Source organism: Rhodococcus sp. H-CA8f (genome assembly GCF_002501585.1).
GTDB classification, from domain to species: domain Bacteria; phylum Actinomycetota; class Actinomycetes; order Mycobacteriales; family Mycobacteriaceae; genus Rhodococcus_F; species Rhodococcus_F erythropolis.
This window is the reverse complement of sequence record NZ_CP023720.1, coordinates 1,184,578-1,210,110: the sequence shown is the minus strand read 5'-3', so window position 1 is coordinate 1,210,110 and position 25,533 is coordinate 1,184,578. Positions and strand designations below refer to the sequence as shown.

General features: G+C 61.6%; 26 protein-coding genes. 14 read left to right on the top strand and 12 right to left on the bottom strand.

The features are described from left to right. The first annotated feature begins 65 nt into the window (after positions 1 to 65). Entirely contained in the window at positions 66 to 725 is a 660-nt protein-coding gene (locus tag CPI83_RS05805; protein ID WP_084324871.1) for a TetR/AcrR family transcriptional regulator, read from the top strand. Positions 726 to 734: 9 nt separating this feature from the next. On the opposite strand, the gene CPI83_RS05800 is transcribed toward CPI83_RS05805, so the two are convergent. Together CPI83_RS05800 and CPI83_RS05795 are read right to left on the bottom strand one after the other, a co-directional pair. Continuing rightward, positions 735 to 938, bottom strand: coding sequence for a PspC domain-containing protein (locus tag CPI83_RS05800; protein WP_019745155.1), 204 nt, complete (start codon positions 936 to 938; stop codon positions 735 to 737). Between the two features lie 203 nt (positions 939 to 1,141). Continuing rightward, complete coding sequence (locus tag CPI83_RS05795; protein ID WP_019745156.1) at positions 1,142 to 1,990, bottom strand: alpha/beta hydrolase; 849 nt, start codon at positions 1,988 to 1,990, stop codon at positions 1,142 to 1,144. A gap of 239 nt (positions 1,991 to 2,229) precedes the next feature. Between CPI83_RS05795 and CPI83_RS05790 the strand changes: the two genes are divergently transcribed. Beyond that, positions 2,230 to 2,646 (top strand): PPOX class F420-dependent oxidoreductase, encoded by a 417-nt coding sequence (locus CPI83_RS05790; RefSeq protein ID WP_097386933.1) that lies wholly within the window; start codon positions 2,230 to 2,232, stop codon positions 2,644 to 2,646. Position 2,647: 1 nt separating this feature from the next. On the opposite strand, the gene CPI83_RS05785 is transcribed toward CPI83_RS05790, so the two are convergent. The 8 genes from CPI83_RS05785 to CPI83_RS05750 are packed head-to-tail and all read right to left on the bottom strand — an operon-like array spanning position 2,648 to position 11,138. After that, positions 2,648 to 3,001, bottom strand: a complete 354-nt coding sequence (locus CPI83_RS05785; protein ID WP_046379212.1) for a helix-turn-helix domain-containing protein — start codon at positions 2,999 to 3,001, stop codon at positions 2,648 to 2,650. Between the two features lie 9 nt (positions 3,002 to 3,010). Continuing rightward, positions 3,011 to 3,904: an acyl-CoA thioesterase domain-containing protein gene (locus tag CPI83_RS05780; protein ID WP_060938260.1), complete on the bottom strand. Its 894-nt coding sequence runs from the start codon at positions 3,902 to 3,904 to the stop codon at positions 3,011 to 3,013. After that, a complete protein-coding gene (locus tag CPI83_RS05775; protein ID WP_060938062.1) occupies positions 3,901 to 4,995 on the bottom strand; it encodes a CaiB/BaiF CoA-transferase family protein in 1,095 nt (364 codons plus the stop codon). The genes CPI83_RS05780 and CPI83_RS05775 overlap by 4 nt, the downstream gene beginning before the upstream one ends. Positions 4,996 to 5,046: 51 nt before the next feature. Further along, entirely contained in the window at positions 5,047 to 6,192 is a 1,146-nt protein-coding gene (locus CPI83_RS05770; protein ID WP_029256162.1) for an acyl-CoA dehydrogenase family protein, read from the bottom strand. Between the two features lie 38 nt (positions 6,193 to 6,230). Next, positions 6,231 to 7,763, bottom strand: coding sequence for a long-chain fatty acid--CoA ligase (locus CPI83_RS05765; RefSeq protein ID WP_097386932.1), 1,533 nt, complete (start codon positions 7,761 to 7,763; stop codon positions 6,231 to 6,233). Between the two features lie 46 nt (positions 7,764 to 7,809). Further along, positions 7,810 to 8,601, bottom strand: a complete 792-nt coding sequence (locus CPI83_RS05760) for an enoyl-CoA hydratase-related protein (protein WP_029256164.1) — start codon at positions 8,599 to 8,601, stop codon at positions 7,810 to 7,812. A 17-nt stretch (positions 8,602 to 8,618) separates the two neighbouring features. Then, positions 8,619 to 9,776 carry an acyl-CoA dehydrogenase family protein gene (locus CPI83_RS05755; protein ID WP_020970671.1) on the bottom strand — a complete coding sequence of 386 codons (1,158 nt, stop codon included), beginning with the start codon at positions 9,774 to 9,776 and terminating at the stop codon, positions 8,619 to 8,621. A gap of 39 nt (positions 9,777 to 9,815) precedes the next feature. Then, positions 9,816 to 11,138: an MFS transporter gene (locus CPI83_RS05750; protein WP_047889639.1), complete on the bottom strand. Its 1,323-nt coding sequence runs from the start codon at positions 11,136 to 11,138 to the stop codon at positions 9,816 to 9,818. 380 nt (positions 11,139 to 11,518) lie between these two features. Here CPI83_RS05750 and CPI83_RS05745 point away from each other — a divergent pair, with 380 nt between their 5' ends. From CPI83_RS05745 to CPI83_RS05695, 11 genes are all read left to right on the top strand, one after another. After that, positions 11,519 to 12,703, top strand: a complete 1,185-nt coding sequence (locus CPI83_RS05745) for a lipid-transfer protein (protein ID WP_020970673.1) — start codon at positions 11,519 to 11,521, stop codon at positions 12,701 to 12,703. Position 12,704: 1 nt separating this feature from the next. After that, complete coding sequence (locus CPI83_RS05740; RefSeq protein WP_020970674.1) at positions 12,705 to 13,160, top strand: MaoC family dehydratase N-terminal domain-containing protein; 456 nt, start codon at positions 12,705 to 12,707, stop codon at positions 13,158 to 13,160. Next, positions 13,157 to 13,537, top strand: coding sequence for a MaoC/PaaZ C-terminal domain-containing protein (locus tag CPI83_RS05735; RefSeq protein ID WP_020908992.1), 381 nt, complete (start codon positions 13,157 to 13,159; stop codon positions 13,535 to 13,537). Before CPI83_RS05740 ends, CPI83_RS05735 begins: the two co-directional genes overlap by 4 nt. Before the next feature lie 29 nt (positions 13,538 to 13,566). Then, a complete protein-coding gene (locus tag CPI83_RS05730; protein WP_020908993.1) occupies positions 13,567 to 14,370 on the top strand; it encodes an SDR family oxidoreductase in 804 nt (267 codons plus the stop codon). A gap of 29 nt (positions 14,371 to 14,399) precedes the next feature. Beyond that, positions 14,400 to 15,947: a long-chain-fatty-acid--CoA ligase gene (locus CPI83_RS05725; protein ID WP_080909558.1), complete on the top strand. Its 1,548-nt coding sequence runs from the start codon at positions 14,400 to 14,402 to the stop codon at positions 15,945 to 15,947. 25 nt (positions 15,948 to 15,972) lie between these two features. Continuing rightward, positions 15,973 to 17,178, top strand: a complete 1,206-nt coding sequence (locus CPI83_RS05720) for a TetR/AcrR family transcriptional regulator (protein WP_070795732.1) — start codon at positions 15,973 to 15,975, stop codon at positions 17,176 to 17,178. Between the two features lie 122 nt (positions 17,179 to 17,300). Further along, entirely contained in the window at positions 17,301 to 17,921 is a 621-nt protein-coding gene (locus tag CPI83_RS05715; protein ID WP_046379221.1) for a malonic semialdehyde reductase, read from the top strand. Between the two features lie 332 nt (positions 17,922 to 18,253). Continuing rightward, positions 18,254 to 18,901, top strand: a complete 648-nt coding sequence (locus tag CPI83_RS05710) for an ABC transporter permease subunit (RefSeq protein WP_019745160.1) — start codon at positions 18,254 to 18,256, stop codon at positions 18,899 to 18,901. Next, on the top strand, positions 18,898 to 20,109 hold the full coding sequence (locus CPI83_RS05705; protein WP_020908997.1) for an ATP-binding cassette domain-containing protein: 1,212 nt from the start codon (positions 18,898 to 18,900) through the stop codon (positions 20,107 to 20,109). Before CPI83_RS05710 ends, CPI83_RS05705 begins: the two co-directional genes overlap by 4 nt. Positions 20,110 to 20,150: 41 nt before the next feature. Further along, a complete protein-coding gene (locus CPI83_RS05700; RefSeq protein WP_007731455.1) occupies positions 20,151 to 20,930 on the top strand; it encodes an ABC transporter permease in 780 nt (259 codons plus the stop codon). Further along, complete coding sequence (locus CPI83_RS05695; protein WP_019745161.1) at positions 20,927 to 21,922, top strand: glycine betaine ABC transporter substrate-binding protein; 996 nt, start codon at positions 20,927 to 20,929, stop codon at positions 21,920 to 21,922. The genes CPI83_RS05700 and CPI83_RS05695 overlap by 4 nt, the downstream gene beginning before the upstream one ends. A 27-nt stretch (positions 21,923 to 21,949) precedes the next feature. Here CPI83_RS05695 and CPI83_RS05690 read toward each other — a convergent pair whose 3' ends face one another. Together CPI83_RS05690 and CPI83_RS05685 are read right to left on the bottom strand one after the other, a co-directional pair. Further along, positions 21,950 to 22,726 (bottom strand): trans-aconitate 2-methyltransferase, encoded by a 777-nt coding sequence (locus tag CPI83_RS05690; RefSeq protein WP_020908998.1) that lies wholly within the window; start codon positions 22,724 to 22,726, stop codon positions 21,950 to 21,952. Positions 22,727 to 22,770: 44 nt separating this feature from the next. Then, a complete protein-coding gene (locus CPI83_RS05685) occupies positions 22,771 to 23,817 on the bottom strand; it encodes a phosphatidylinositol-specific phospholipase C domain-containing protein (protein ID WP_198586336.1) in 1,047 nt (348 codons plus the stop codon). Positions 23,818 to 24,009: 192 nt separating this feature from the next. Here CPI83_RS05685 and CPI83_RS05680 point away from each other — a divergent pair, with 192 nt between their 5' ends. Then, positions 24,010 to 25,533, top strand: coding sequence for a long-chain fatty acid--CoA ligase (locus CPI83_RS05680; protein WP_080909560.1), 1,524 nt, complete (start codon positions 24,010 to 24,012; stop codon positions 25,531 to 25,533).

The window sequence follows — 25,533 nt, the reverse complement described above, 5'->3', positions numbered from 1 at the left end:
CCGGTTAGCAAAAACGCTACACGAAAACGGAGAGGCTGTCTCCACTTGGCGGGTAGAGTGGGGACATGAGTACCGCAATGGAGCGCCCCCTTCGCGCCGATGCTGCACGTAATCGGCAGTTGATCATCGACGCCGCACGTGAATTGTTCGCCGAAGAAGGGATCGACGTCACACTCGACGACGTCGCCCGGCGCGCGGGTGTCGGCGTCGGAACGGTCTATCGGCGGTTCGCCAGCAAGGAAGAATTGATCGACGGAGTCTTCCAACAGAACTTCGCCGACATGGCGGCGGCCGCGGACGCGTCACTCGCCAATCCGGATCCGTGGGACGGACTTGTCACCTTTGCCGAATTCGCCTGCAGCCGTATGTCGGTCAACCGCGGGCTCAAAGACGTCCTGAACGGAACCGACGAGGGATGCGAGCAAGTCGCATGCCAACGATCCATCATCGAACCGTCGGTCGAGAGGATCTTCTACCGGGCCCAGGAGGCCGGGATGCTGCGCCCCGACGCCGTACCGACGGACCTGTTCGGCCTCATCTTCATGGTGGGCGCAGTCACCGAATTTGCTCAGCCCGTCAACCCGACCGTGTGGCGTCGATACCTCTCGGTGATGCTCGACGGTCTACGCACGGCGGGGTTGCACCGTGACGCACTCCCCCTTCCTCCACTGAGTTCGGAGGAATTGCACGAGGCCAAGCAATGCCTGAAAGACCGCCGCCGTTGAGCGGTTCGGTCAGATCTGCTCACGAGGAATGAAAATCCACATCACGATGTAGATCAGAAACTGCGGGCCGGGCAGCAGGCACGAGAGCACGAACAGCAAGCGGACAGTCGACGACTTCCAACCGAAGTATCGAGCGATTCCGGCGCACACCCCACCGAACATTGCTCCCGAGCGGGCGCGGGTGAGCTTGCGGGTCTTCATCGGGGAGGTCATGTGTTGTTTCCTTTCAACGGAACTCGCGGTTCATCCGCGTCGACCTCCACTATCCGCCGCCGATCCACCTGTGCGCATCAGGCCATGGACCCATCTTTTCCGACGCGGTGTGTCCTCAGGTACGAGTCCGTCCCCACGTCTGACTCAGGGTTCTCCCCCACACCCCAGCCTCGAACCCCAGCCTCGAACCCCAGCCTCGAACCTCAGCAGGGAAACATGCGTCGAAGCCGTTTCGGAGCCGCAAAAGGTTGCCAGTTGTCCACGTCCTGCGCCAGACGATCGGCAACCGTCCACAACGCCGACGGGTTGTGGGTCAACCCCATATGACTGCCTTGCACCGCAATGCTTTCCGACAGGCCTGCCGAGGTTTCACAGCACGCTTGCCATGGAACGATACCGTCGTGCCTGGAGTAGACCGACGTGGCAGGAACGGAAATAGGCGATCCCTGTTCGGATTCGATGCCGTCGACCGGAGGCAGTATCGCGTGATTACCGGACAAACGAGCGTAGAGAGATCCGACTCTCGTCTGCTCCAGACTGGTGAGAGCGAAAGGACTTCCGAGTGTCACTACCTGACGTACGGAATCCGGCAGATCCCTCGCCAGCTTTCGAGCGTAGATACCGCCCAAACTCCAGCCGATCACCGACACCTTCTGCTCGTATCGATCAGCTACCTCGGCCAATGCGGCAGGCAATCCGTCGACCACCGTCGCCGTCGGACCGGTGTTCAGACCCAGATTCCAACCGTGAACCCGGTATCCGAGAAAGCTCAGGTACGTCCTCAAGGCGAGAGTCGACACGTCCGAAGTCAGCAATCCGGGGAGAACGAGGACCGGATGCCCGTCCCCACGCGGCGATCGAAGCAACCAAGGAGCCGCGAGAAGCAGTGAAGCGATGTCGACCAGTCCGCGCGTCGGCTCGCTCAGACACATCGCCAAGGATGGTGGCCCCGGAACGAGTGGGTCGACTTCACGAATCCGCGTCGATCGCTGCGCCCAATCGAATTCGGTCTCCGCGAAATCAATCGCCGAGACTTCCGCAACTACGGACACCTGAACTCCTGTCGGCCGGTGCCCTCGTCGGGGCGTGTGGTGGGGCGGTTCCGCGAGCTGTGTGCTCAACCCGCGGAACCTTGTCCTCATCCACCACCGGTAGCGAACCAGGACCCGTTCTGCCCACAGATTCGTGACCAAAGGCCTCTCGACCACACGAACACTGTGTGATCCAGAACACTAGTTTTGATTACGTTGCATCTACGTTGCGTACGTGTTTCGTCCCCGAAGGAGAACAGATGGCATTCACGGAAGAAGAAATCGCATACATGCAGTCGCAGCCACTGGCGCGCGTAGCGACGCTCTCACCGCACGGGCAACCAGACGTCGTTCCATTGGCCTTCGAATACGACGGGGCCCACTTCTGGATCGGCGGGGGCGGCCAGAGTGTCCTGAAAACCAGGAAGTTCCGCAATATCGGGTCAGGACAACTCGAAGTAGCCCTCGTCATCGACGACATGCCGTCATTCGAGCCGTTTGTCGCGCGCGGGATCAGGATCTACGGAGTCGCTGAACAGCCGATCGAAAGGGTAGGAATGGTCGGTCCCGGAATCTATTCACGCATCACGCCGACAGTCTCGTGGAGTTGGAACTTGGCGGGAGAACCGGCAGGTGACACCTGGTACGAATCTCACAAGACTGTTCACACGCAATAGGTCAGTTCGGGCAACTCTCGGGTGGCAGGTTTTCGGCGGCCCACGTTGTCAGTTCGCTGAGAGCGGGGAGCAGCGCCTGCCCCGACGCCGTGAGTTCGTACTCCACAGCGATGGGCGGGCCGGCGTCGACGGTCCGCGTGACCAGGCCCGCACCAGCCAGTTCGGTCAATCGGTCCGAGAGCACGGAGTCGCTGATCTTGCCCACTGCACGCTTGAGTTCCGCAAATCCCGCCGGACCACCGAGGAGCGTCGCCAGGATCACACCGTTCCAGCGTTTGCCGAGAAAGCTGAAAGCGCGAGCCAACGCCGCGTCACAGACGCGTGGTTGGTGCTCGGCTTCACTCTTCCCAGACATTGCTTCATCCTAGGCCCGAGGCCACGGTGGCCCGTCAACTCGCCGCAAGAGCGACTCCTGGGCGACGGTTGCAGCCAAGACGCCGTCGCGTGTCCAGAAGTGGCCCGTCGAGAATCCCCGACCGTCAGTGGCGGAGTTGCTTTCCTGAGCGAAGAGCATCCATTCGTCGGCCCGGAAGGGTCGGTGAAACCAGATCGCGTGATCGAGTGACGCCATCAGCACTCGCGAAGGTCCGACCATCAACGACCGGTGGGGCTGGATGTCGAGTGAGGCCGTCGATGCCAAAGACAAGTCCGAAGCGTAGGTGAGGACCCCGGCATGGAACAGCGGTTCGTCGGGAAAGGCGTGATTCGGTTTGAACCACACCGACTGTGCGACCGACCCCCGCTCGCGCTCACCCTCGTCCGCAACGAATCTCATGTCCATCGCACGATGTGTCTTGTTGTCGCGGAACTCGTCGGCGCGTGCACTCGCCCAGCGCTCGTATGGATCGGGAAGGTCCTCCGGAGCAGGTACGACGGGCATCTCCCCCTGTCGATCGGTGCTGTCCTCCGGAAGTTTGAAGGACACGGAGAGTGTGAAGATCGGCGTGCCCAGTTGCAGGGCAGTGACCTGACGGGACCAGTACGTACGTCCGTCACGAAGACGACCGACTTCGTAGGTGATGGGCTGCCGCGGATCGCCTGAGCTGAGGAAGTATCCGTGAAGGGAATGCACCACCGCAGTCGCAGGCACTGTCCGACCAGCGGCGGTCAAGCCCTGTGCCGCGAGATGCCCGCCGAAGATGCGCCCGGGAGAGCCAGCGTGGCAGTACCCATGGAATCTGTCGGGTCCGACGTCGTCCAGGCTCAGCAACGTGTGTAGATCGAAGGACTCGAGTTCTCGAGATTCGGTGAGCGTCACGTCCACAACGTCCCTGCGTCAACGGCTTCAGCGGCAGGGGCCGACGGCAGACCCGGATCGGAGCGGGAAAATCGCGGCGCCGGACGATGCTGAGTGACCCCGTCCAGTTCCACGAGCGAACCACGCTGGGCAACATGGGGATTGGATGAGGCTTCCGCAAACGTCAGAACCGGTGTCGTGCATGCATCGGTGCCGTCGAAGATCGCCGCCCACTCGTCGCGTGTCTTGGACGCGAACACATCGGCAAACACTTTCTTCGTGTGCGGCCATGCACTCTTGTCGTTCTGGCTCGGCAACGTCGCGGGATCAAGTCCCAAACCGGCCAGAAGTAGTGCATAGAACTGTGGTTCGACGGCACCGACTGCCATGTATCTGCCGTCGGATGTCTCGTAAGTGTCGTAGTACGGGGCGCCGGTGTCGAGCATGTTCACACCGCGTTCGTCAGACCAGCGTCCGAGACCGCGGAAACTCCACATCATGTGTGACAGCGCCAGCGTCCCGTCGACCATGGCGGCATCGACAACCTGACCCTGCCCGGACTTCTGTCGCTCGAAGAGCGCGGCAAGTATTCCGAACAACAGAAACATCGAGCCACCACCGAAGTCTCCCACCATGTTGAGCGGCGGAACCGGACGCTCACCGGCACGACCTATCGCGTGCAGGACGCCGGTCAGCGAGATGTAGTTGATGTCGTGTCCGGCAGCCTGCGAAAGCGGCCCCTCCTGACCCCATCCTGTCATCCGGCCGTACACCAGGGCCGGATTCCGTTCCAGCGCAACATCCGGGCCGAGACCGAGCCGCTCGGTGACCCCGGGACGGAAACCCTCGATGAGCACGTCCGCACGCTCGATCAATCCCAGAACGATGTCGACGCCGGCAGGGTCCTTGAGGTCCACCTCGCAGATACGACGCCCACGCTGGGTCTGATCCCGTGGCTGACCGGGACCGGGGATCCGACCGGCGCGCTGAACACGGACGACGTCAGCGCCGAGATCAGCGAGCAACGTCGCTGCGTGGGGACCTGGACCGATTCCGGCAAGCTCTACGACGCGAAGTCCGGCGAGCGGTCCGCGGCCTGTGGTGGTACCCATGATTGTCCCTCGGTTTTCTCTCGTCTCGAAATATTTGTGTAAGTACGGGTTTCAGCCGAGCAATGACGGCAGCGCCCGGGCGAGGTTGCGTTCGTGAATCTGGGAGGCGCCCTCGTAGATTCGCAAGGCACGCACATCCCGCCACATACGCGGTACCGGGTGATTGCCGACGATGCCGACCCCGCCGAGCACCTGCACCGCCCGGTCCCCGACCACCGACGCCATCTCGGTGCAGTACAGCTTTGCCGCGGCAATCCGATGACGCGGCGGCGTTCCGCGGTCGAACTCACGGGCGCAGTCGAGGATCATCGCTCGTCCGGCCTCGAGTTCCGCATAGCTGCGTCCGAGCATCGCCTGCACGGCACCGAACTCGGCCAAAGGTTGGTCGAACTGCTCACGAGAACCCGCGTATTTCATTGCCTCCGCGAGCATCCGAGTCGCCTGACCGACTGCGGTCGCGGCAACGTGGGTGCGAGCCTGGTTGATTCCGCGCATCGCGTGAATCATCCCCAAACCTGTTGCACCGCCGATCAACCGGTCGGCGCTCACCACAACGTCACGCAAGCTGATCTCGGCGACTGGGCCTTCGGCATGACCGTTCATCAATTCAGGCACCCGGGTCTCTACCCCCGGCGATTCCCGATCTACGAGGAAGGATGAAATCTCGCCGTCCGCGGTGCGGGCGAACACCACCAGAACATCAGCCCACGCTCCGTTGGTGATGAAGCGCTTCTCACCGTTGATGACGTAGCCGTCCGGGGTGTTGGTAGCGGTGGCGCGCACGGCGGAGGCGTCACTACCCGCCTGCTCCTCGGTGAGAGCAAACGCCATGACGCACTCCCCCGCCGCCATCGCCGGTAGATACTGTTCACGCTGAGCGTCGGTGCCGTATTCGAGGAGGATCTGCGAAGCCAGTCCGATACTGGTCGAGAATCGGGAACGGTACACCGCCGATGACCGGGTGAACTCGAAAGTCAGCAGCACCTGCTGTTCGACGGTCCACCCCAATCCGCCGACGCTCCTCGGAAGCGTGATGCCGAATAGTCCGACCTCGGCCATCCTTGTCACGAGGTCAGCGGGAACCTCACCAGCAGAGACCATTTCGTTCTCACGAGGAATGAGCTCATTGTCGGTGAAGTCGCGGATCACCTGCCGGTAGGCGTCGAAATCGAGGTCGCGAATCTGTGGGTCGATCACGGTTCTACTCCTGGAAGCATGTTGGGAAGATGGCTGTGTCACCGGTAGGTCTCACGCAGAGTGCGCTTGAGGATCTTCCCTACCGGCGACAGCGGGAGTGCGTCGACGAAATCGACCGACCGCGGCGCCTTGTACCGAGCTATACGCTCGCCGACAAAATCTCGGAGTTCATCACCGCTCGAATTGTTTTCAGGTGTGCGCACCACCACTGCATGGACGCGTTCTCCCCACTTGTCGTCGGGTACTCCGATGACCGCGCAACTGCTCACACCGGGATGCTGGGACAGGGCGGCTTCGACTTCGGCACTGTAGACGTTCTCGCCGCCCGAGATGATCATGTCCTTGAGTCGGTCTACGAGAAACACGTAGCCATGCTCGTCCATGAAGCCGAGGTCACCGGTATGCATCCATCCACTGCGCACCGCGTGCGCCGTCTCCGCCTCGTTGTTCCAGTAACCCATCATGACGTTCGAGCCCCGCACGACGACCTCACCGATATCGCCGCGCGGAAGCTCTGTGCCGGTTGCGTCGACAATCCGCACCTCGGTGTGTGGCGCAGCACGTCCCACTGATCGAAGTCGTTCCGGGTGATCAGGATTGCGGTGGTCGTCGTCGCGGAGAAGTGTTGCTGCCGGGGCCAACTCGGTCATTCCGTAGCCCTGGCGCAGTCGAAGATCAGGTGATCGTTCGATCAAGCGCCGAACCAGTGGTTCGGGCATCGGCGATGCGCCGTAGGTGATCGAGGTGAGACTGTCGATCGGCAGACCTGTCCGATCAGCGTATTCGAGCATCGCTTGCACCATTGTCGGCACGAGCAGAGATTGTGTAACTTCCTTCTCTGCAATGGTTTCGACGAGTTTCTCGACGGTGAAGTCCCCCATCAAAACATGCACGGATCCGGTAACCGAGGCCTGGACCAAACCGGCGAAGGCTGCGAGGTGGAACAGGGGCGCCACGTGCAGGGAGCGGCCTGGCAGATTCGGCTCACCACTACCGGCAAGGACTCCGAGCACCGATGTCAGGATCTGGCCTGCGCTCAGCATGACACCTTTGGGGCGGCCTGTAGTTCCGCCGGTGTACATGAGCAACGCCAAGGCATCGGGATCTGCGTGAGTATCGGGAATCGGACCGTGCAGCGCCAAAGCAGAGTCGTAGTCGACCGTATCGCCGGGCAGATCCGCCGCACCGAATACGATCACGGTCTCCAGTACAGCGCACCGTTCACGCAGTTCCAGCGCAGCGGCCAGGCGCGGTCCGTCCACGAGAAGCACTGTGATTCCGGCGTCTTCGATGTGAAATGCCATCTCGTCGGGACTCCAGCGGTTGTTCACCGGGGACGCGACCATCGACGCCCAGGCACAGGCGAAGGAGTATTCGACATACTCGAGACAGTTCGTGGCCAGTATTCCTACCCGGTCACCTCGGTCGAGCCCGTACGACGTGAACATACCGGCCAATCGCGCAACGCGACTCTCCAGTTGAGCGAACGTCAACTGGCGCTGCCCGTCAACGACGGCGATCGCGTCGGGTTCACGCTGGACCGACCGATGTAAACCCTGAGTCAAGTACATTCTCGTTCACTCTCCTGATCCCGATAACAATGTGTTCCAGTTCTTTTCAGCGGCCCGTGAAGTGCGGTACTCGTTTCTCGAGGAATGCCGAGCGCGCTTCCTCCACGTCTTCGGAATACGCGCACGTGATCAGCCGGTCGGCTTCGTCCATCAAGAATTCGGACAGCGGCCGCGACATCGCCGAATCGAGGTTCAGCTTTGCACCACGCACTGCCAACGGTGCCGAAACAGAGAGCCGCTGAACAATTTCCGTAGTCCTCGCTTCCAGCGATTCTTCGGCGAAAGCCTCGTGAATCATTCCGAACGAGGCAGCGCGATCAGCTTTGATTCGTTCGGACAGCAGCATCAATTCCCGCGCCTTCGATGTGCCCGCTGCGCGGGTCAGCAACCACGCCATTCCCATGTCACCGGACATTCCAGCCCCCAGGAAGGCCGTGTTGAACATCGCATCGGCTCCGGCATAGCGAAGATCGCACGCCAGAGCGAGACTCAAGCCGGCGCCCGCACAGCCACCGCGAATCACCGCCACCGTAGGCTTGGGATGCTGCACCAAAGTTGGTATCACCCGTGAAACATCAAGCAAGCGAGTGCGATCCTCTTGCTGTGAATCACCCCGCACTACACGGCTCGACCGATCACCGGACTGATCGCGACCGACCGAAAAGTTCCCTCCAGCGCCCGTGAGCACGACGACTCTCACGGCCTCGTCACCGGCCGCCGACGTAAGCGCGTTCTGCAGCTCGGTGAGCAGCGTGTACGTAATCGCGTTGCGTCGATCCGGTCGGTTCAGAGTCATCGTGGCGACACCGTCATCGACGTCGTAGAGAAGCTCTGCCATGGTTTCCCTCGATTCGTTCAGAACCCGGCCGCTTTGGCGATGATCGTCTTCATCACTTCGTTGGTTCCGCCGTAGATGCGCGACACACGGGTGTCCGCGTACAGACGCGCGATGGGGTATTCCAGCATGTAGCCGTAGCCCCCGTGAAGCTGCAAGCACTTGTCGATGACCTCGGCTGCCGTCTCGGTGCAGAACAGCTTTGCCTTGGCGGCGTCGGCAACACTGAGGTCGCCGGTCTCGTGTAATTCCAGAGCCCGGTCGACCATGCACTGAGCAGCCTCCACCTTGGCGATGCACTCGGCGATGACGAACTTGGTGTTCTGGAACTCCGCCACCGCCTGGCCGAACACCTTGCGGTCACGCACGTAGGCAGAGGCGAAGTCGATGGCTCCGACGGCCGCCGCAGTCTGGGTGACTGCGATCATCAGTCGCTCTTGCGGAAGGTTGTTGGCCAGGTAGCCGAAGGCAGCCCCCTCCTCACCGAGTAGATCCTCGGCCGGCACCCGTACGTCGGTGAAGGAAAGCTCTGCCGTGTCCGAAGTGCGCATGCCGATCTTCTCGAGCTTGCGACCGACCTCGTAGCCTTCGCTCGACGTGTCCACTGCGAGGATGCTCAACCCGGCGCGACGATTCTCTACCGTCGGCGGTGACGTACGGCAGATCACGAGAACCCGATCAGCCTGAACGCCGCCGGTGATGAATGTCTTTGCGCCGTTGAGAACATAGTGAGTGCCGTCCTCGGACCGTTTGGCCGTGGTCTTGATGCCCGCCAGGTCCGAGCCGGTGCCCGGTTCGGTCATCGCGATGGCAGTCATCATGTCGCCACTGATGAAATCGGGCAGCCAACGCTGCTTCTGCTCTTCGGTTCCGTAGGTCAGGATGTATGGCAGGACCAGGCCGGTGTGTACACCGAATGCGCCAAAGCTGACTGCCGCACGAGCCGTCTCTTCGGTCAGGGCAGCCTGGAACTTGAAGCTTGTTTCACCCGCTCCGCCGTACTGCACGGGAACCGTCATTCCGAGAACGCCGAGCTTGCCGAGCTGGCGATAGAAGTCGCGGGGCACCATGCCCTCGCGCTCCCAATCGGAGAAGTTGGGCACTACCTCGGCTTCGATGAAGCTACGGATGACCTTGCGGAAATCCTCGTGCTCTTCGTTGAATACTGTGCGCTGCATTGTTTCTCCTGGATATTGTGAAATGAAAGTGAGTAGTGCTCAGCCGAGGATTCGCACCCGATCGCGGGTGGCGTTGACGGCGCAGAGCGCGATGACGGCACCGATGACAGTCGCGATTCCGAAGATCTGGAATGCGGTGGCGTATCCCTCGGCCGGGGTTGCGGCGCTGTCGACGATGACGCCGGTGAGGTAGGGAGCGATCAGACCGCCGGTGGCCATCAGAGCCATGAAAACACCCAGTACCGAGGCCATCTGCTGCGGCGGGCAGATTTCGGAGATCGCTGCGTTGAACTGCGGAATGATGACCGTCCCGATGCCGTAACCCACTGATACCACGAGCACCGCAACGATCGGAGTCTTGATGAACGGCATGCTGACGAGGGCAAGCCCACAGATCAGCAGGGCAATTCCGGGAACGATACCGCGCAGGATCCGAGAGCTGGCACCCCGCGCCATCAGCCTGTCACTGATCGACGTGCACAGGAACATGAAGAACAGTCCCGCGATGCTGGGAATGCCGAACATGGTTCCCGCCTGAACCCGCGAGTATCCAAGTCCCACTTCGAAGTACGACGGCAGCCACGTGAGCACCACCGTGATGAGAGCGTACATGGTGAACACCGCGGCAAGCGCACCGAGGAATGTCGGCGTGAAGAAGATCTTCGTCAGCGGCACCTTGGCGACAACCACCGAGTCTGTGGCCGTTGTGGTCTCCCGCTCGGACTTCCTGACCGGCCGCTGCATGTACGGCCCCTCTTTCCAGGTGAACAACCACAGGACGCACCAGACCACGCCGACCCCGGCAAGGATGATGAACGTTGCTCGCCACCCCCAACTGGCTACAGCCAAGGCCATCAGCGGCGCGATCGCAATCTTCGCGATAGAGGCACCGGAAGCCAGGAAAGCTCCTGGCAGACCACGCTTTTCCGCAGGATGCCACGAGTAGACACCCGTGTGAACCAGCGCACCCGCTGGTCCCTCGAAGAATCCGAGCATCATGCGCGTGAACAGAAGCATGCCGAAACCGGCAACCACGACGAGCGGGATCATCGACGCTGCCCACCCCAGTGAGAGCAGAACCAGCAACCACCGCAGCGACATCCACTTGTGCAGTACCCCGGCAAAGAAGCCACCGACGGTGAAGGCCAGGAAGAATGCACTGCCGACCAGTCCGATCTGTGCAGAGGTCAGCCCGAATTCCTTGGCCAGCGGCTGTGCAACCAGGCCGAAGACTGCCTTGTCAGCCCAGTTGACGACGACAAGGAGAACGAGAACTCCGGTGAGCCCCCATGCCCGCACTCGGGATTCCCCTACTTCTCGCGGTGGTGCGGCGGTGGGAAGAGCCGGCTTGCTCAACGTCATTCTCATCGATCCTCTCAGACAAGTGCGACAACTGCGCCACGGAGTGAGCGCAATGCGAAACAGAAGCTGGGTGAACTGATCTCAGCACCGAAGTACTGGATGCGGGACTCGGAGACCGGTCCGGTGCGAACCCGATGTGGTCGATTCGTGGTCGATTCAACCGCCGGGCACCTACTCTGTGACGCACGCCACCTTGCCGCCCAGAAAGTAAATCATCAATCGACACTCCGACGCAATAGCCTCGTGAAATTGTCCACCTTCGTCGAAAATCTGCCGGATATCGCGACGAAAGTACCTCGTAAATACGCATTGTGACCCAGTAGACAAAACTCGAATCGTGGTGTTAAGTAAATCTTCATCCGATCATTTAGGAGACAATCGTGACCAGAAAAGTCCATGTTGCCGGAGTGGGAATGATCCCGTTCACCAAGCCGGGCAAGAGTGAGAACTACAACGTCATGGGAGAGACGGCCGCCCGTGCCGCCCTCGACGACGCCGGTATCGACTACTCGCTGGTCCAGCAGGCCTATGCCGGCTACGTTTACGGCGATTCCACTGCCGGACAGGCCGCCGTCTACGGTCTCGGGCTCACCGGAATCCCGGTCATCAACGTCAACAACAACTGCGCCACAGGCTCGTCGGCCCTTTTCCTCGCACGCCAAGCCGTCGCGAGTGGCGCCGTCGAATGCGCATTGGCTGTCGGCTTCGAGCAGATGAAACCCGGTGCGCTCAAGCGAGTTTGGGACGACCGCCCTGCCCCGATGTACCGTTTCGACGATCTGATGACCGAGATCCAAGGCGTCCACGACGCACCGCGCGCAGCCCAGATGTTCGGTGGCGCAGGACTTTCGCACATGGAGAAGTACGGCACCAAGCCCGAGACCTTCGCAAAGATCTCGGTCAAGGCCCGTAAGCACGCGGCCAACAATCCCAACGCGGTCTTCCGTGATCTTCTCACCGAAGAGCAGGTGCTGGAGTCACCGCACATCTTCGGCCCGCTCACTCGTTACCAGTGCTGCCCACCCACCTGTGGCGCCGCTGCCGCTGTCGTCTGCAGCGAAGAGTTCGCCCGCAAGCACGGGCTGGCGGCTGACGTAGTGATCGAGGCACAGGCCCTGACCACCGATACACCAAGCACTTTCGAGGACCGCGACATGATGAAGGTCGTCGGCTACGACATGACGGCTGCCGCAGCTGCGCAGGTTTACGAAGCCGCAGGCATCGGACCTGAGGACGTTCAGGTCGTGGAACTGCACGACTGCTTCTCCGCCAACGAACTCATCACGTACGAAGGTCTTGGCCTCACGCCCGAAGGTACTGCCGAGAAGTTCATCCTGGACGGCGACAACACCTACGGCGGACGAGTAGTCACCAACCCGTCGGGAGGCCTGCTGTCAAAGGGCCACCCCCTCGGCGCCACCGGTCTTGCCCAGTGCGCCGAACTGGTCTGGCAACTGCGCGGTCAGGCCGGCAAGCGGCAGGTCGAAGGAGCACGAATCGGACTGCAGCACAACCTCGGACTCGGCGGTGCGTGCGTGGTCAGCATCTTCAAGAAGGTGGGCTGACATGGCGCTCGATCCGTCCGTCGTCGGAACGATCATCCCGGGCCACGAGGCACTGGTCGAGCGCGGACGCCTGCGCTTCTTCGCCCAGGCCATCGGTGAGACCAACCCGATCTACGGAGACGTCGAGGCCGCCAAGGCTGCGGGGCATCGTGACCTGGTGGTACCGCCGACATTCCTGTTCTGCCTCGACATGGAAAAACCGGACCCGTTTGCCCTGGTCCGATCGCTGAAAATCGACATGAGGTACGTCCTGCACGGCGAGCAGTCCTTCGAATATCACGCACTCGCCTATGCCGGCGACACACTTGCCTACAACGGCAAGGTCACGGACGTGTACTCGAAGAAGAACGGCGCCTTGGACTTCCTTGTCCGGACCGCCGAGGTCACCCGCGACGGCGAGTTGATCGCCCGCCTCACCAACACCCTGGTCGTTCGAAACCCTAAGGCGCAGAAATGAAAACAGGAGACGTTCTTCCCTCCCTGGAATTGCCCGAGATCAGCCGCACCACTCTCGCGCTCTACGCCGGCGCTTCGGGTGACCACAACCCGATGCACATCGATCTCGACGTCGCTCGTTCCGGCGGAATGGACGACGTGTTCGCACACGGCATGCTCTCGATGGCCTACCTCGGTCGATTGCTGACCAATTACGTTCCGCAGGAACGCATCCGCACCTACAGTGTTCGCTTTGCCTCCATCACACCGCTGCACGCCAAGCCGACGTGCACCGGGACCGTCACCAAGGTCGAGGACGGCCTGGCCCATCTCGATATTGCCGTCACTCTCTCCGACGGCACCGTCACCCTGCGCGGCGACGCCGTCGTAGCCGCTTGAAAACTCTCTCTACCGAAAGGAACCCCGACATGGGCAAGCTCGACAACAGGACAGCACTCGTCACCGGATCCGGCCGCGGTATCGGCCGCGCCATCGCCATGAAGTTCGCCGCGGAAGGCGCGAGCGTCGTAGTCAACGATCTTGATCCGGGCCCGGCCAAGGAGACGGTCGAGGAGATCATCGCGGCCGGTGGCAAGGCAGTGGCGTGCGTCGGTTCGGTCACCGAAGAAGGTTTTGCGGATCGATTCGTCAACACCGCAATCGATACCTTCGGCGGCCTCGACATCATCGTCAACAATGCCGGGTTCACCTGGGACAACGTCATCCAGAAGATGACCGACGAGCAGTGGGACACGATTCTCGATCTGCATCTGAAGGCACCGTTCCAGATCCTGCGCGCCGCTCAGCCCTACATCAAGGCCAATCCCACCGACTACCACCGCAAGGTTGTCAACATCTCCTCCAATGCCGGAGTGGTGGGCAATGCCGGACAGTCCAACTACGCAGCCGCCAAGGCCGGCATCATCGGCTTGAGCAAGACCCTTGCGCGTGAGTGGGGTCGTTACAAGGTCAACGTCAATGCCGTTGCATACGGTCTGATCAACACCCGCCTGACGGAAGCGTCGGCGGACGGTAACTCGACCATCGACGTCGAGGGTCGCGAGATCAAAGTCGGCGTCAACCCGCAGCTCCTGGCGGCAGCCGAGCGGACCATCCCACTGGGCCGCGCCGGACGTCCGGACGAAGCGGCCGGCGCGGTATTTGCGCTCTGCCTGCCCGAAACCGACTACGTCAGCGGCCAATGCCTGGTGTGCGACGGCGGCAGTCGCTGACCTCACGTTTCCCGAAAGGAGCGGTCCCCATGTACTTGACTCAGTCTCTGCAACGATCAATGCAGCAACGCCCTGACCAGCCCATGACCGTGTGTGGGGACCGTTTCCGCACCTGCGCCGAGGTCGGCGGGAGAGTAACCCGTCTTGCGGGCGCTTTCCGTGACCTCGGTGTGCAGGTAGGCGATCGCGTCGCGATACTGTCGCTCAACTCCGACCGCTATCACGAGTACTTCTTTGCCACCTGGTGGATGGGAGGCGCGGTCAATCCGCTCAACACCAGATGGAGCGCTGCCGAGATCGCTTTTGCGCTGGACGATTCCGATACACGAGTGCTGGTCGTCGACGACACCTTTCTGCCGCTACTCGACGAGGTACGGGTGTTGTTCCCACAGCTCGCCGTAGTGATACATGCCGGCGAACTGCCGACGCCGGCCGGCGCTCTCGACTACGAGAATCTGATCGCCTCGAGCGAACCCACACCGGACCTGCGACTCGGCGGTGACACCCTGGCCGGAATCTTCTATACCGGCGGAACCAGCGGTCACCCCAAGGGGGTCATGCTCACCCACGCCAACCTCGTGACGTCGAGCCTCGGCGCAGTGGCCAGTAACAGAACGCCTGGTACCGACGGCCTGGCTCTGATCACCGCCCCGATGTTTCATCTTGCGTCGCTGGCAAATTGGATCGGCCGTAACACTGTCGGGGCGACGTTGGTGATTCAGCCAAGTTTCGAACCGGCCACCGCACTGCGCTTGATCGAGCAGCACAAAGTTACGTCGATGCTGTTGGTACCCACGATGATTCAAATGCTGATTCGTCATCCGGACCGGACGAACCGGGACCTGTCCAGCATCCTGGCCGTGCAGTACGGTGCTTCCCCGATCTCCGAAACCTTGCTTCGGCAAGCGCAACAGGCTTTTCCGCAGGCAGCCTTCATGCAGGGGTACGGCATGACCGAGGCCGGACCCGGACTCACCAGCCTGAGCGCAGAAGATCACGTCGACGCGACCCGCCTGAAATCTGCCGGTCGGCCGATGGGACACGTCGAGATTCAGGTGGTCGACGAGAACGGCAACGAGCTTCCTCGCGGTGAGGTCGGCGAAATCATCGCCCGCGGCGGCAACATCATGTGCGGCTACTGGAATCGGCCGGAAGAAACACGATCGGCATTGCGCGACGGTTGGCTGTACACCGGCGACGGAGGCTACATGGACGAAGCCGGGTATCTCTTCGTCGTGGATCGGCTCAAGGACATGATCATCTCGGGTGGTGAGAACGTCTATTCGACGGAGGTCGAAAACGCACTGGCCACACATCCGGACGTAATCAGCTGCGCTGTGATCGGCGTACCCGACGATCAGTACGGCGAACGAGTCCACGCGGTCCTGGTCGTGCGTCCCGGGGTGTCTTTGACGTGCGAAGAAGTCCGCGCACACTCGAAGACGCTGATTGCCGGCTACAAGTCTCCGCGAAGTATCACCATCGTCGAGCAAATGCCCGTGTCCCCGGCTGGCAAGATACTCAAGAGAGAACTCCGCAGGCAGTTCTCCGACTTGGCAACCAGCACCATCACCTGACCACGCCACCGACCTCGAGGGCCCCATGACGATCGATACATCGGACGGCACACCTGCGGCCTCGCCGGACCGGCCGGCCGCGCCGAAAACGACCCCGAAGAAGACGTTGCGCCCACGCAACCGCAAGGCGCAGATCATCACCGTGGCTCGTGAACAGTTCGGCCGCTCGGGGTACCACAACGTCAGCATGGAAGGCATCGCGTCTGCGGTGGGCATCACCGCAGGCGCGCTGTACCGCCACTTCCCGAACAAGCAGGAACTCCTCGCGCAGGCAATGCTCGACGGCTCGTCTTCGATCCTCGCGATCCTCGACGAGGTCGATCGAACCGATTCCAAGGTGGTCTTCACGGCACTGGTTCGTTACGGACTCGACAACAACTTCCGTAGTCTTCTCTTCGATCAGGAGGCCCGTAACCTGACCCCCGAGCGCAGAACGGAGGCGCGTGCCGGAGTTCGGGAAGTCACGAGCCGGGTCGCAGCCGCCCTTCGACACGAGCGTCCCGACCTGTCGGTTCCCGATTCCGTCGTTCTGGGGTGGGCACTCACCAGTATCGCGTTCAGCCCCGCTCGACACCGCACGACGCTTCCTCGGAAGCGCTTCGAGGCTTTGTTGGCCAGGTTGTTCGATGTCGTTCGTACCGCTCCGGTCCTTCCCGAGGAGCCGGCGGCACAGCCCCAGCCGACTTCGAACTTCAGCCACACTTCGCGTCGCGAAAGTTTGATGGGCGCCGCAATCACGCTGTTCGATCAACGCGGCTACCGATCCGTGACAATGGACGACATCGGCAGCGCCGCCGGTGTTCCGAGTTCGAGCATCTACACCCATTTCGGAAGTAAAGCCGAAGTGCTGCAAGCAATTCTGGCCCGCGGGAACGAAACACTCCGGCTCGGCCTGGTCCAGGCTTTGAGGAACGCAGACTCACGGGAAGACGCGATTGCCCGCGTCGTACATTCGTACACCAACTCGGTGATCTCACCCGACAGCGCGATTGCCATTCTCATCGAAGAAACAGCGAACTTGCCCGAAGAAGCGCAGGCCTCGACGCACATTGCACAACGCGAGTACATCGACGAGTGGGTACACCTGCTCGGCAACGAAACTGCGGATGCGCGGGCGACGGTGTTGGCAACCATCAGCATGATCAACGACCTCACGCGCGTCCGCCTCGAATCACGACAGTGCGCGATCGAGGATCTGGCGGTGAGGATTCTCGCCACCCAGACGGTCTGACTCGTCACTCCCCCGCGCTGAACCCTACGACTGGTGCTACCGTATCCAAGTACTTTCTTTTTACTAGCAACTAGCTTTACCGGGTAACGCTCGGATGAGCTACAACGGAAACGGAACCACCGATGTCACTCGACGCAGCCACCCCATTTACCGCACATCAGCTCGACGCAGCCGGCCGTGAACTGCTCTTCACAGCAGCCCGCACGGCAAACTCCTTCTCCAACGAACCGGTCACCGACGACGAACTGACTGCGATCTGGGAGCTCGCGAAGTGGGCACCGACCGCGGCCAACACCAATCCACTGCGCGTGCTGTTCGTGCGTACGGAGGAGGGCAAAGCGCGCCTCGTCGAGCACATGTCCGACGGCAACAAGGCCAAGACCGCATCGGCGCCTGCTGTCGCGGTTCTTGCCGTTGACACCAAGTTCTACGAGCACATTCCGGCACTGTTCCCCATCCGTCCGGAGATGAAGGACTACTTCGAGTCCGACGACGCTGCCGCCACATCGAGCAGCAAGTTCAACGCCGCACTGCAAGCTGGTTACGTGATCCTCGCGATTCGGGCCCAGGGCCTGGTCGCCGGCCCGATGGCCGGCTTCGACGCCGACGGCATCGACGGCGAGTTCTTCGCGGACGGACGCTTCAAGACCACCCTGGTGGTCAACATCGGCCATCCCGGCGAGAACCCGTGGTTCGACCGTCTGCCGCGGCTGTCCAATGAGGATGCGCTCAGCTGGGCCTGAGGCCGATTCGTACAGTTCCCACAATGCGGGAGGGTTCTCCGGAGCCCTCCCGCATTGCTGTCTCGAGCGTTTGATGTCTCGAGCGTTTGCTGTCTCCAGCACGTTTCAACTCCGCACGCAGTGGGTACCTACCCGCGTCCCGCAAAATCTCACGTCCAGAACAACATCCGACACGCTGCAATCGGAATTAGTTGCAGTATCTCAGTTTTTGGACGACAGTCGAGGGAAACCCCTCGGCCTACGGAGGCTGCGGGGAAAGCCCTTGTGCGCCGGTCGGTGTCGAGGGAAGACGTTCGAGCGAGCAGAAGTCCGAAGAAAGTGGGTTCGGAAATATGGGCGCCCTATGGGATTTTGTCGTTGCACGACGACAACAATTGATGACCGACTCGTACCTACATGTTTCAGCAGTTATCCAGTCCGTGATCATCGCGACGATTGCCGCCGTGATCATCGGCATTCTCGTCTACCGGAGCCCGGCGGGATCCTCCATCGCTACGGCGTTGGCCAGCACGATCCTGACGGTTCCTTCATTCGCCCTCCTCGGACTGCTCATTCCGATTCTCGGTCTCGGCGTCGCTCCTACGATCACCGCGTTGATCTTGTATGCCCTGCTCCCGATCATTCGGAACACGATCATCGGTCTGGATGCGGTCAACCCGGCGATCACGGACGCAGCCCGCGGTGTCGGAATGAATCGCATGCATGTTCTGAGTCGAATCGAGCTGCCGATCGCGTGGCCGTCGATCCTCACCGGCATGCGGGTCAGCACACAGATGCTCATGGGCATCCTCGCCATCGCGGCGTACGCCAAGGGTCCTGGTCTGGGAAACCTGATCTTCTCCGGACTCTCGCGTGTCGGTAGCCCGAACGCTGTTCCTCAAGCGCTGGTCGGCACCGTACTGATCGTCATTCTGGCTCTGATTCTCGACGGAATCTACGTCGTCATCGGTCGTCTCACTACTTCGAAGGGGCTGCAATGACTGAAACCATTCCGTCTGACGTATCTGCAGATCAGAAGGTATCCGGGGTCGAGATTGTTCTCGAATCCGTCACCAAGCGTTACCCGGGCCAGAAAGCTGCAGCGGTGGACAATGTTTCACTGACTGTTCCGGCCGGTGAGATCGTGGTCTTCGTCGGACCTTCGGGTTGCGGCAAGACGACGACGATGCGCATGATCAACCGTCTGATCGAACCCACCTCGGGCAAGATCACCATCGACGGCAAGGACGCGCTGTCCATCGACCCGGACAAGCTTCGCCGCGGCATCGGCTACTCGATCCAGCAGGCAGGATTGTTCCCGCACTTCACCATTGCGAAGAACGTCGCGACGGTGCCCGGCCTCATCGGTTGGGACAAGAAACGTATCGCAGCTCGCACCGACGAGATGCTCGACCTCGTCGGCCTCGATCCCGATACCTATCGCGACCGCTACCCTCGCCAGTTGTCCGGTGGCCAGCAACAGCGTGTGGGCGTTGCGCGGGCGCTGGCTGCCGATCCACCTGTCTTGTTGATGGACGAGCCTTTCGGTGCCGTCGACCCGATCACCCGCGGCCTGCTGCAGGACGAACTGATGCGCCTGCAGTCGGAGTTGGGTAAGACCATCGTCTTCGTCACCCACGATTTCAACGAGGCAGTCAAACTCGGTGACCGTATTGCCGTGCTGGGCAATCAGTCCAGCATCATGCAGTACGACACTCCGGAAGCGATTCTCGCCAATCCCGCAAACGACATGGTCGCGGGATTTGTCGGGGCGGACGCCTCGCTCAAGCAGCTGACCCTGACACGCGTGCGCCAGATCAAACTCAAGCAGTGCCTCACCGCCCGCGAAACCGATTCGGTCGATGATTTGAGAACCGCACTCGCAGCGCGTAAGTGGAAGTGGGCCTTGATTCTCGATCAGCGTGGACGGCCGCTTCGCTGGGTCTCGCCCGGCCACCTCGCCCATGCGTCGACGCTTCGAGGTGTCGGTAACGAGATCGGCGAAGCCGTGTCCATCCAGTCCACCCTGCAGGATGCCTTGGAAGCTCTTCTCGCTGAAAGCAATGCGTCCACAGTGGTCACCGGACGGCGCGGCGAGTATGTCGGTCTCATCACCATCGACACACTGGTCAGCCATCTCTCCGAGATGCGCGAGGAGCATGCGCACGACCACGACGAAGAGCCAGACACCGAGAACGTCGAGGGTTGAACATGACTGCCACGACAGAGGAGCGCGTCTCCGCGCCTGAGATGGAACCGGACGCCCCCGATCTGGGTGCGGCCGAGAACGCCGCCACGCGCCGTGCGGAACGGATGCGACTGTATGTGCAACCGGTCATCGTCCTGATCCTGGTTGCGGGCGTGTTGATCTGGGCATTCAGCCGAGATCTCAACGCGACGCAGAAGGCGAGTATCAATCTCGACAACATCGTCACACTGACCTGGCAGCACGTACTGATCACGGCCGCCGTGGTCATCATCGTCGTCGCCATCGCAGTTCCACTCGGAACTCTGCTGACCAGGCCGAAATTCACCCGGCTGGCACCGTTCTTCGTGGGGATAGCCAACATCGGAGCCGCGGCGCCTGCCATCGGCCTGCTCGTGCTGTTCTATCTCGCAACAAGAACGACGGGCTTCTGGATCGGCGTATTTCCCATCGCGTTCTATTCGCTGCTCCCGGTGCTGCGCAACACCATCCTCGGCTACCAGCAAGTGGACAAGACCTTGATCGATGCCGGGCGCGGGCAGGGAATGTCTTCGCTCACGGTCCTGCGTCAACTCGAATTCCCGATGGCCGTCCCGTACATCCTTGCAGGACTGCGCACTTCGCTCGTTCTGGCAGTCGGCACCGCGACGCTGTGCTTCCTGGTCAGTGCCGGCGGACTCGGCATTCTGATCGACACCGGATACAAGCTCCGCGACAACGTCACCCTCGTGGTCGGTGCCGTACTGGCGGTGTCGTTGGCCTTGCTGATCGACTGGCTCGGCGCGCTCGCCGAAACTTATCTCGGGCCCAAGGGATTACGATGACCAAGACTTCGATCACCAGAACGTGGGGCTGGAAAGTCGCGGTTGCCACGATCGGCCTCACACTTGTCGCTTCGTGTGGCCTCGAGTCCGGTGGCGCACTGCCCCTGGCTGTCGGCCCCGGCAGCATCGAGCCGGTTCCCGAGCTCGAGGGTGTGAAGATGACCGTCGGCTCCAAGGACTTCACCGAGCAGATCGTGCTCGGATACGTCATCGAATTCGCGATGGCCGCTGCGGGCGCAGATGTTCGAGATCTCACGAACATCCAGGGCTCGAACAGCACCCGTGACGCACAGTTGAACGGGCAGATCGACCTTGCGTACGAGTACACCGGGACCGGCTGGATCAACTACCTCGGCAACGAGACTCCTCTTCCCGATTCGCAGGCGCAGTTCGAGGCCGTCCGTGATGCGGACCTTGCTGCGAACGACATGGTGTGGACCGATCCGGCGCCGATGAACAATACGTATGCATTGGCGATGAGCAAGGAGACCGCTGAGAAGACCGGCGTCAAGACGGTTTCCGACTACGCGAAGTTGGTCGAATCCGATCCCGGCGCCGCGGTGACGTGCGTCGAGACCGAGTTCAACGTCCGCCAGGACGGATACCCCGGCCTGGCAGCGAAATACGGTTTCGACGCCTCGCGTGCCCAGCGCCAGATCCTGCAGACCGGCATCATCTACCAGGCGACAGCCGACAGCGATCAGTGCAAGTTCGGCGAGGTGTTCACCACCGACGGTCGCATCATCGCACTCGATCTCGTTCTGCTCGAAGACGATCTGCAGTTCTTCCCGAAATACAATCCGGCATTGGTCATGAAAAAGGACTTCGCGGAAGCACATCCGGAGGTTGCCGAAGTCATGGCGCCGATCTCGGAGAAACTGACCAACGAGGTGATGACCGAGCTAAACCGGCAGGTCGACGTCGATGGCAAGGAGCCGGCGGACGTGGCTCGCGACTGGCTGGTCTCGGAAGGCTTTGTCACCGCTGAGTGATCGGCGGACCGCAGCACAGCCGAGTAGTTACCGCTTGCGTCCCACGCAGAACACCCGCCGGAACGGAAACAGCGTTCCGGCGGCTGTTGCGGGATACGCCTCCCGCAGCAGATCCGAATACTGGCGCTCGAACTCCGGAGCGTCGGCCTCGCCGAGAACGTCCAGCACCGGCCGAAGTCCAGTCCCCCGAACCCATCCGAGCACCGGATCAGCACCGGCCAGCACATGTACGTACGTCGTCTCCCAGGCGTCGACGTCGAATCCGTGCTCCTGCAGACGCTGCGCGTACGCAACCGGACTGTCGACGCCTTCCGGGCCGCGTAGGACGCCACCCAGTCGCTCGCTCCATTCCGCGGACTCCGCGAGGCTTCGCATGAGCGCATGTGACGGTGCATCGAAGTTTCCTGGAACCTGCCACGCCAGCCACGACCCGGATGCCAGGGTGTCCGCCCACTGGTCGATCAGCTCGCGGTGGCTCGGAACCCACTGCAATGCAGCGTTACTGACGACCACGTCGTAACCCGTGGCATCGAAGGACATGATGTCCCCCAACTCGACGGTGACGTTTCCCGGTAGGTCTGTCGGGGCCTGCGCCACCATTTCGGGAGACGAGTCGAATCCGGATACCGAGGCGTCCGGCCATCGTTCCCCCAGCATCGCGGTCAAGCTACCTGATCCGCAGCCGAGGTCGGCTACCCGCGTCGGGTCTTCGGTCGCCACCCGTGACACCAGGTCCACGAACGGGCGTGACCGCTCACCCGAATAGCGGCCGTAGACTTCGGGATTCCACGTGACAGTGCGCATGAACCCATCCTGCACCCTGTTCCTGAGAATTGCCGCCCTCTAGATCACCGACGCGGCACCACGGTGGACAGTACGTTCGGCAACCTCGACCAGTCCGCGGTGATGTAACTTGCGTGATCACCCGCCAACCGGTCGAGACGCTCGCTCGCCTCCACCTCGGTGGCATGCGCACCGTCGATCTGTGGAGCGACCTTGTGCGCGTCGGTCATGACGAGCAGGTAGCCACGATCGTGGTACCACTGCGGATCCACAACGCCCGAGGTGTAATCGAGGGCGTCGCCGTCGAAGATCACGAACCACGGGCGGATGCCCGGGTCGGCGTAACGGTCGATTCGTGGGTCTCCCGGTGACGCCCGGTGAACAGCGGGAAAGGCGGCGCCGAGTTGGACGAGTCCGGCAGCGGACAGATCTCGCAAGTGCGTCGCGTACTGCCGGTCGGTCCACTCCGTGTCGAGCGGGTTTCCCTCCTCGATCGTTCCCGGAATCAGCTCGAACAGAAATTTGCCGCTCATCTCGGACATGGTCGGCCATCCACGGTCGGTGACGGCGGCATCCGGGGTCGAGTAGGACTCACCCATCAGATCGGATGGAGTGAAGACCGCGTCGCCGAGAGTCCCGAGGATCAAGGCGTCGAGATCGGCAGGTCCGCGTCCGTAGCCGGTGGTGAAACCGTCCTTGAGTTCCAACTTGATCATCACCGGAGGATGCTCGGGGTCGGCTTCGTGCCACGCCCGCATATCTGCCAGGCATCCGCGCAGTCCCTGATCTCGCTGACCACTTCGCAACCCGGATGCGTCCTGCGCACCGACGCAGTTGCTGTCACTCACCACCGGATTCATGTGCGAGACAAGCCAGTCCGGACCACCGCCGTTGGTCCACAGATCCAATTCGAGCAGCGAGGCCCCGGAGTCCAAAGCGTCGGCGAAGTACGGAAACGTCGCCTTCTCGTAGGAATTGTGGACGCCGACGGACGTGGTCTCGGAGAACGAGCGAGCTCGGTCCGCAGTCGCCTCGGCACCGGCCGTGGGAGCCGAGACGACCGAGACGACCGCCGCGAATGCACTCACACCGGCTACCAGAATTCCACGCATGTTCGACACTCTCGCAGAAATCACGCCGCTGCAGGACGGAATCGGAAGAGACAACTGGACAATCGTCCTAGACTGCATCGAGGGTGAGGCGCGGTCTCAGGCGGTGAGTGAAGGAAATTATCAGGCAAATAGCATCATGGCTGGAACTGATCCGAGTCGGAGCACTCGGCCCACACCCGCAGAAGGAATCGCATGCAGCTGACTCAATTCGTTCACCGATCCCTGCGAGCATCACCCGATGCGGTGATGACGATCTTCGACGGCCGGCTGCGCACGTGCCGGGAATCGGTGGACCGGATGAGCAGACTCTCCGGAGGGTTTCAGACTTTGGGCCTGCGCACCGGTGACAGAGTCGCAATCTTGGCATCGAACTCCGACTACTACCACGAGGCGCTCCTGGCCTGCTGGTGGTTCGGAGCAGTGGCCAGTCCGGTCAATTCTCGCTGGAGCACGGCGGAAATCACGTACGCCCTGGAAGATTCAGGATCGACGGTATTACTCGTGGACGAGAACTTTGCTTCCGTCGGATCTACCCTTCGCGAGGCGTGTCCAGGCCTGACCACTGTCGTCTACTGCGGCAGCGGCCCGGTTCGCGACGGAATGCTCGACTATGAACGGGTGATCGCGGAGGCGACTCCGGTCGACGATCTGCGCGTCGGCGGCGACACGCTGGCACTACTGCTCTACACCGGCGGGACCACCGGAGTGCCGAAGGGCGTGATGATCAGTCATCAAGCGCTGATGACCTCGGCGCTTGGTACTCTCGCGGCAGGCAGCGTGGCTGTCAGCAACGGAACGAACCTCGCGATCAACCCTCTGTTTCACATCGCCGGGATAGTTGGATGGTTGGCTCAGTCGCTGATGGGTGGCACCCAGGTGTTCATGCCGAACTTCAGCCCACGCACGTTCCTCGAGGCCGTTGATCACCATCGCCCGACAACTGTGGGTCTGGTGCCGACGATGCTTCAGATGTTGGTCGACTACGAAGACTCGACCACCTATGACTTGTCCAGCGTCAGGATCCTGAGATACGGCGCCTCGCCCATTTCACCGACGCTTCTCGAACGAGTCATGCAAATGTTCCCCAACAGCTCGTTTGTGCAGGGCTACGGGATGACTGAAACCGCGCACATCAGCATGCTGAGCCCGGCTGATCACCTCGAAGGTGGTGATCTCCTCCGCAGCGCCGGTCGAGTACTGCCGCACTGCGAGGTGAAAATCGTCGACCCGACCGGCGCGGAACTCCCACCCGGCGAGGTGGGCGAAATCGTCACGTTCGGCAGCCACGTCATGCTCGGATACTGGAACAAACCGAAAGAGACCGCAGAAGTGCTCCGCGACGGGTGGATGCATACCGGCGACGCCGGATACCTCGACGCCCGCGGTTACCTGTTCATCGTCGATCGCATCAAGGACATGATCGTCACCGGTGGCGAGAACGTCTACTCCACCGAGGTCGAAAACGCTCTGGCACAACATGAATCCGTCGCGTCCTGTGCCGTGATCGGCCTGCCCGATACCCAGTGGGGCGAGCGTGTCCATGCCGTAGTCGTCCTTCGGCATGGTTTCGACGCCGACGCCGACGAACTGCGCGCTCACGTGAAAACGCTGATCGCCGGTTACAAATCTCCGCGTACCTTCCAATTCGTCGATGCATTGCCACTGTCGGCAGCAGGCAAGATACTGAAGCGCGATCTTCGTTGCAACGCAACGTAA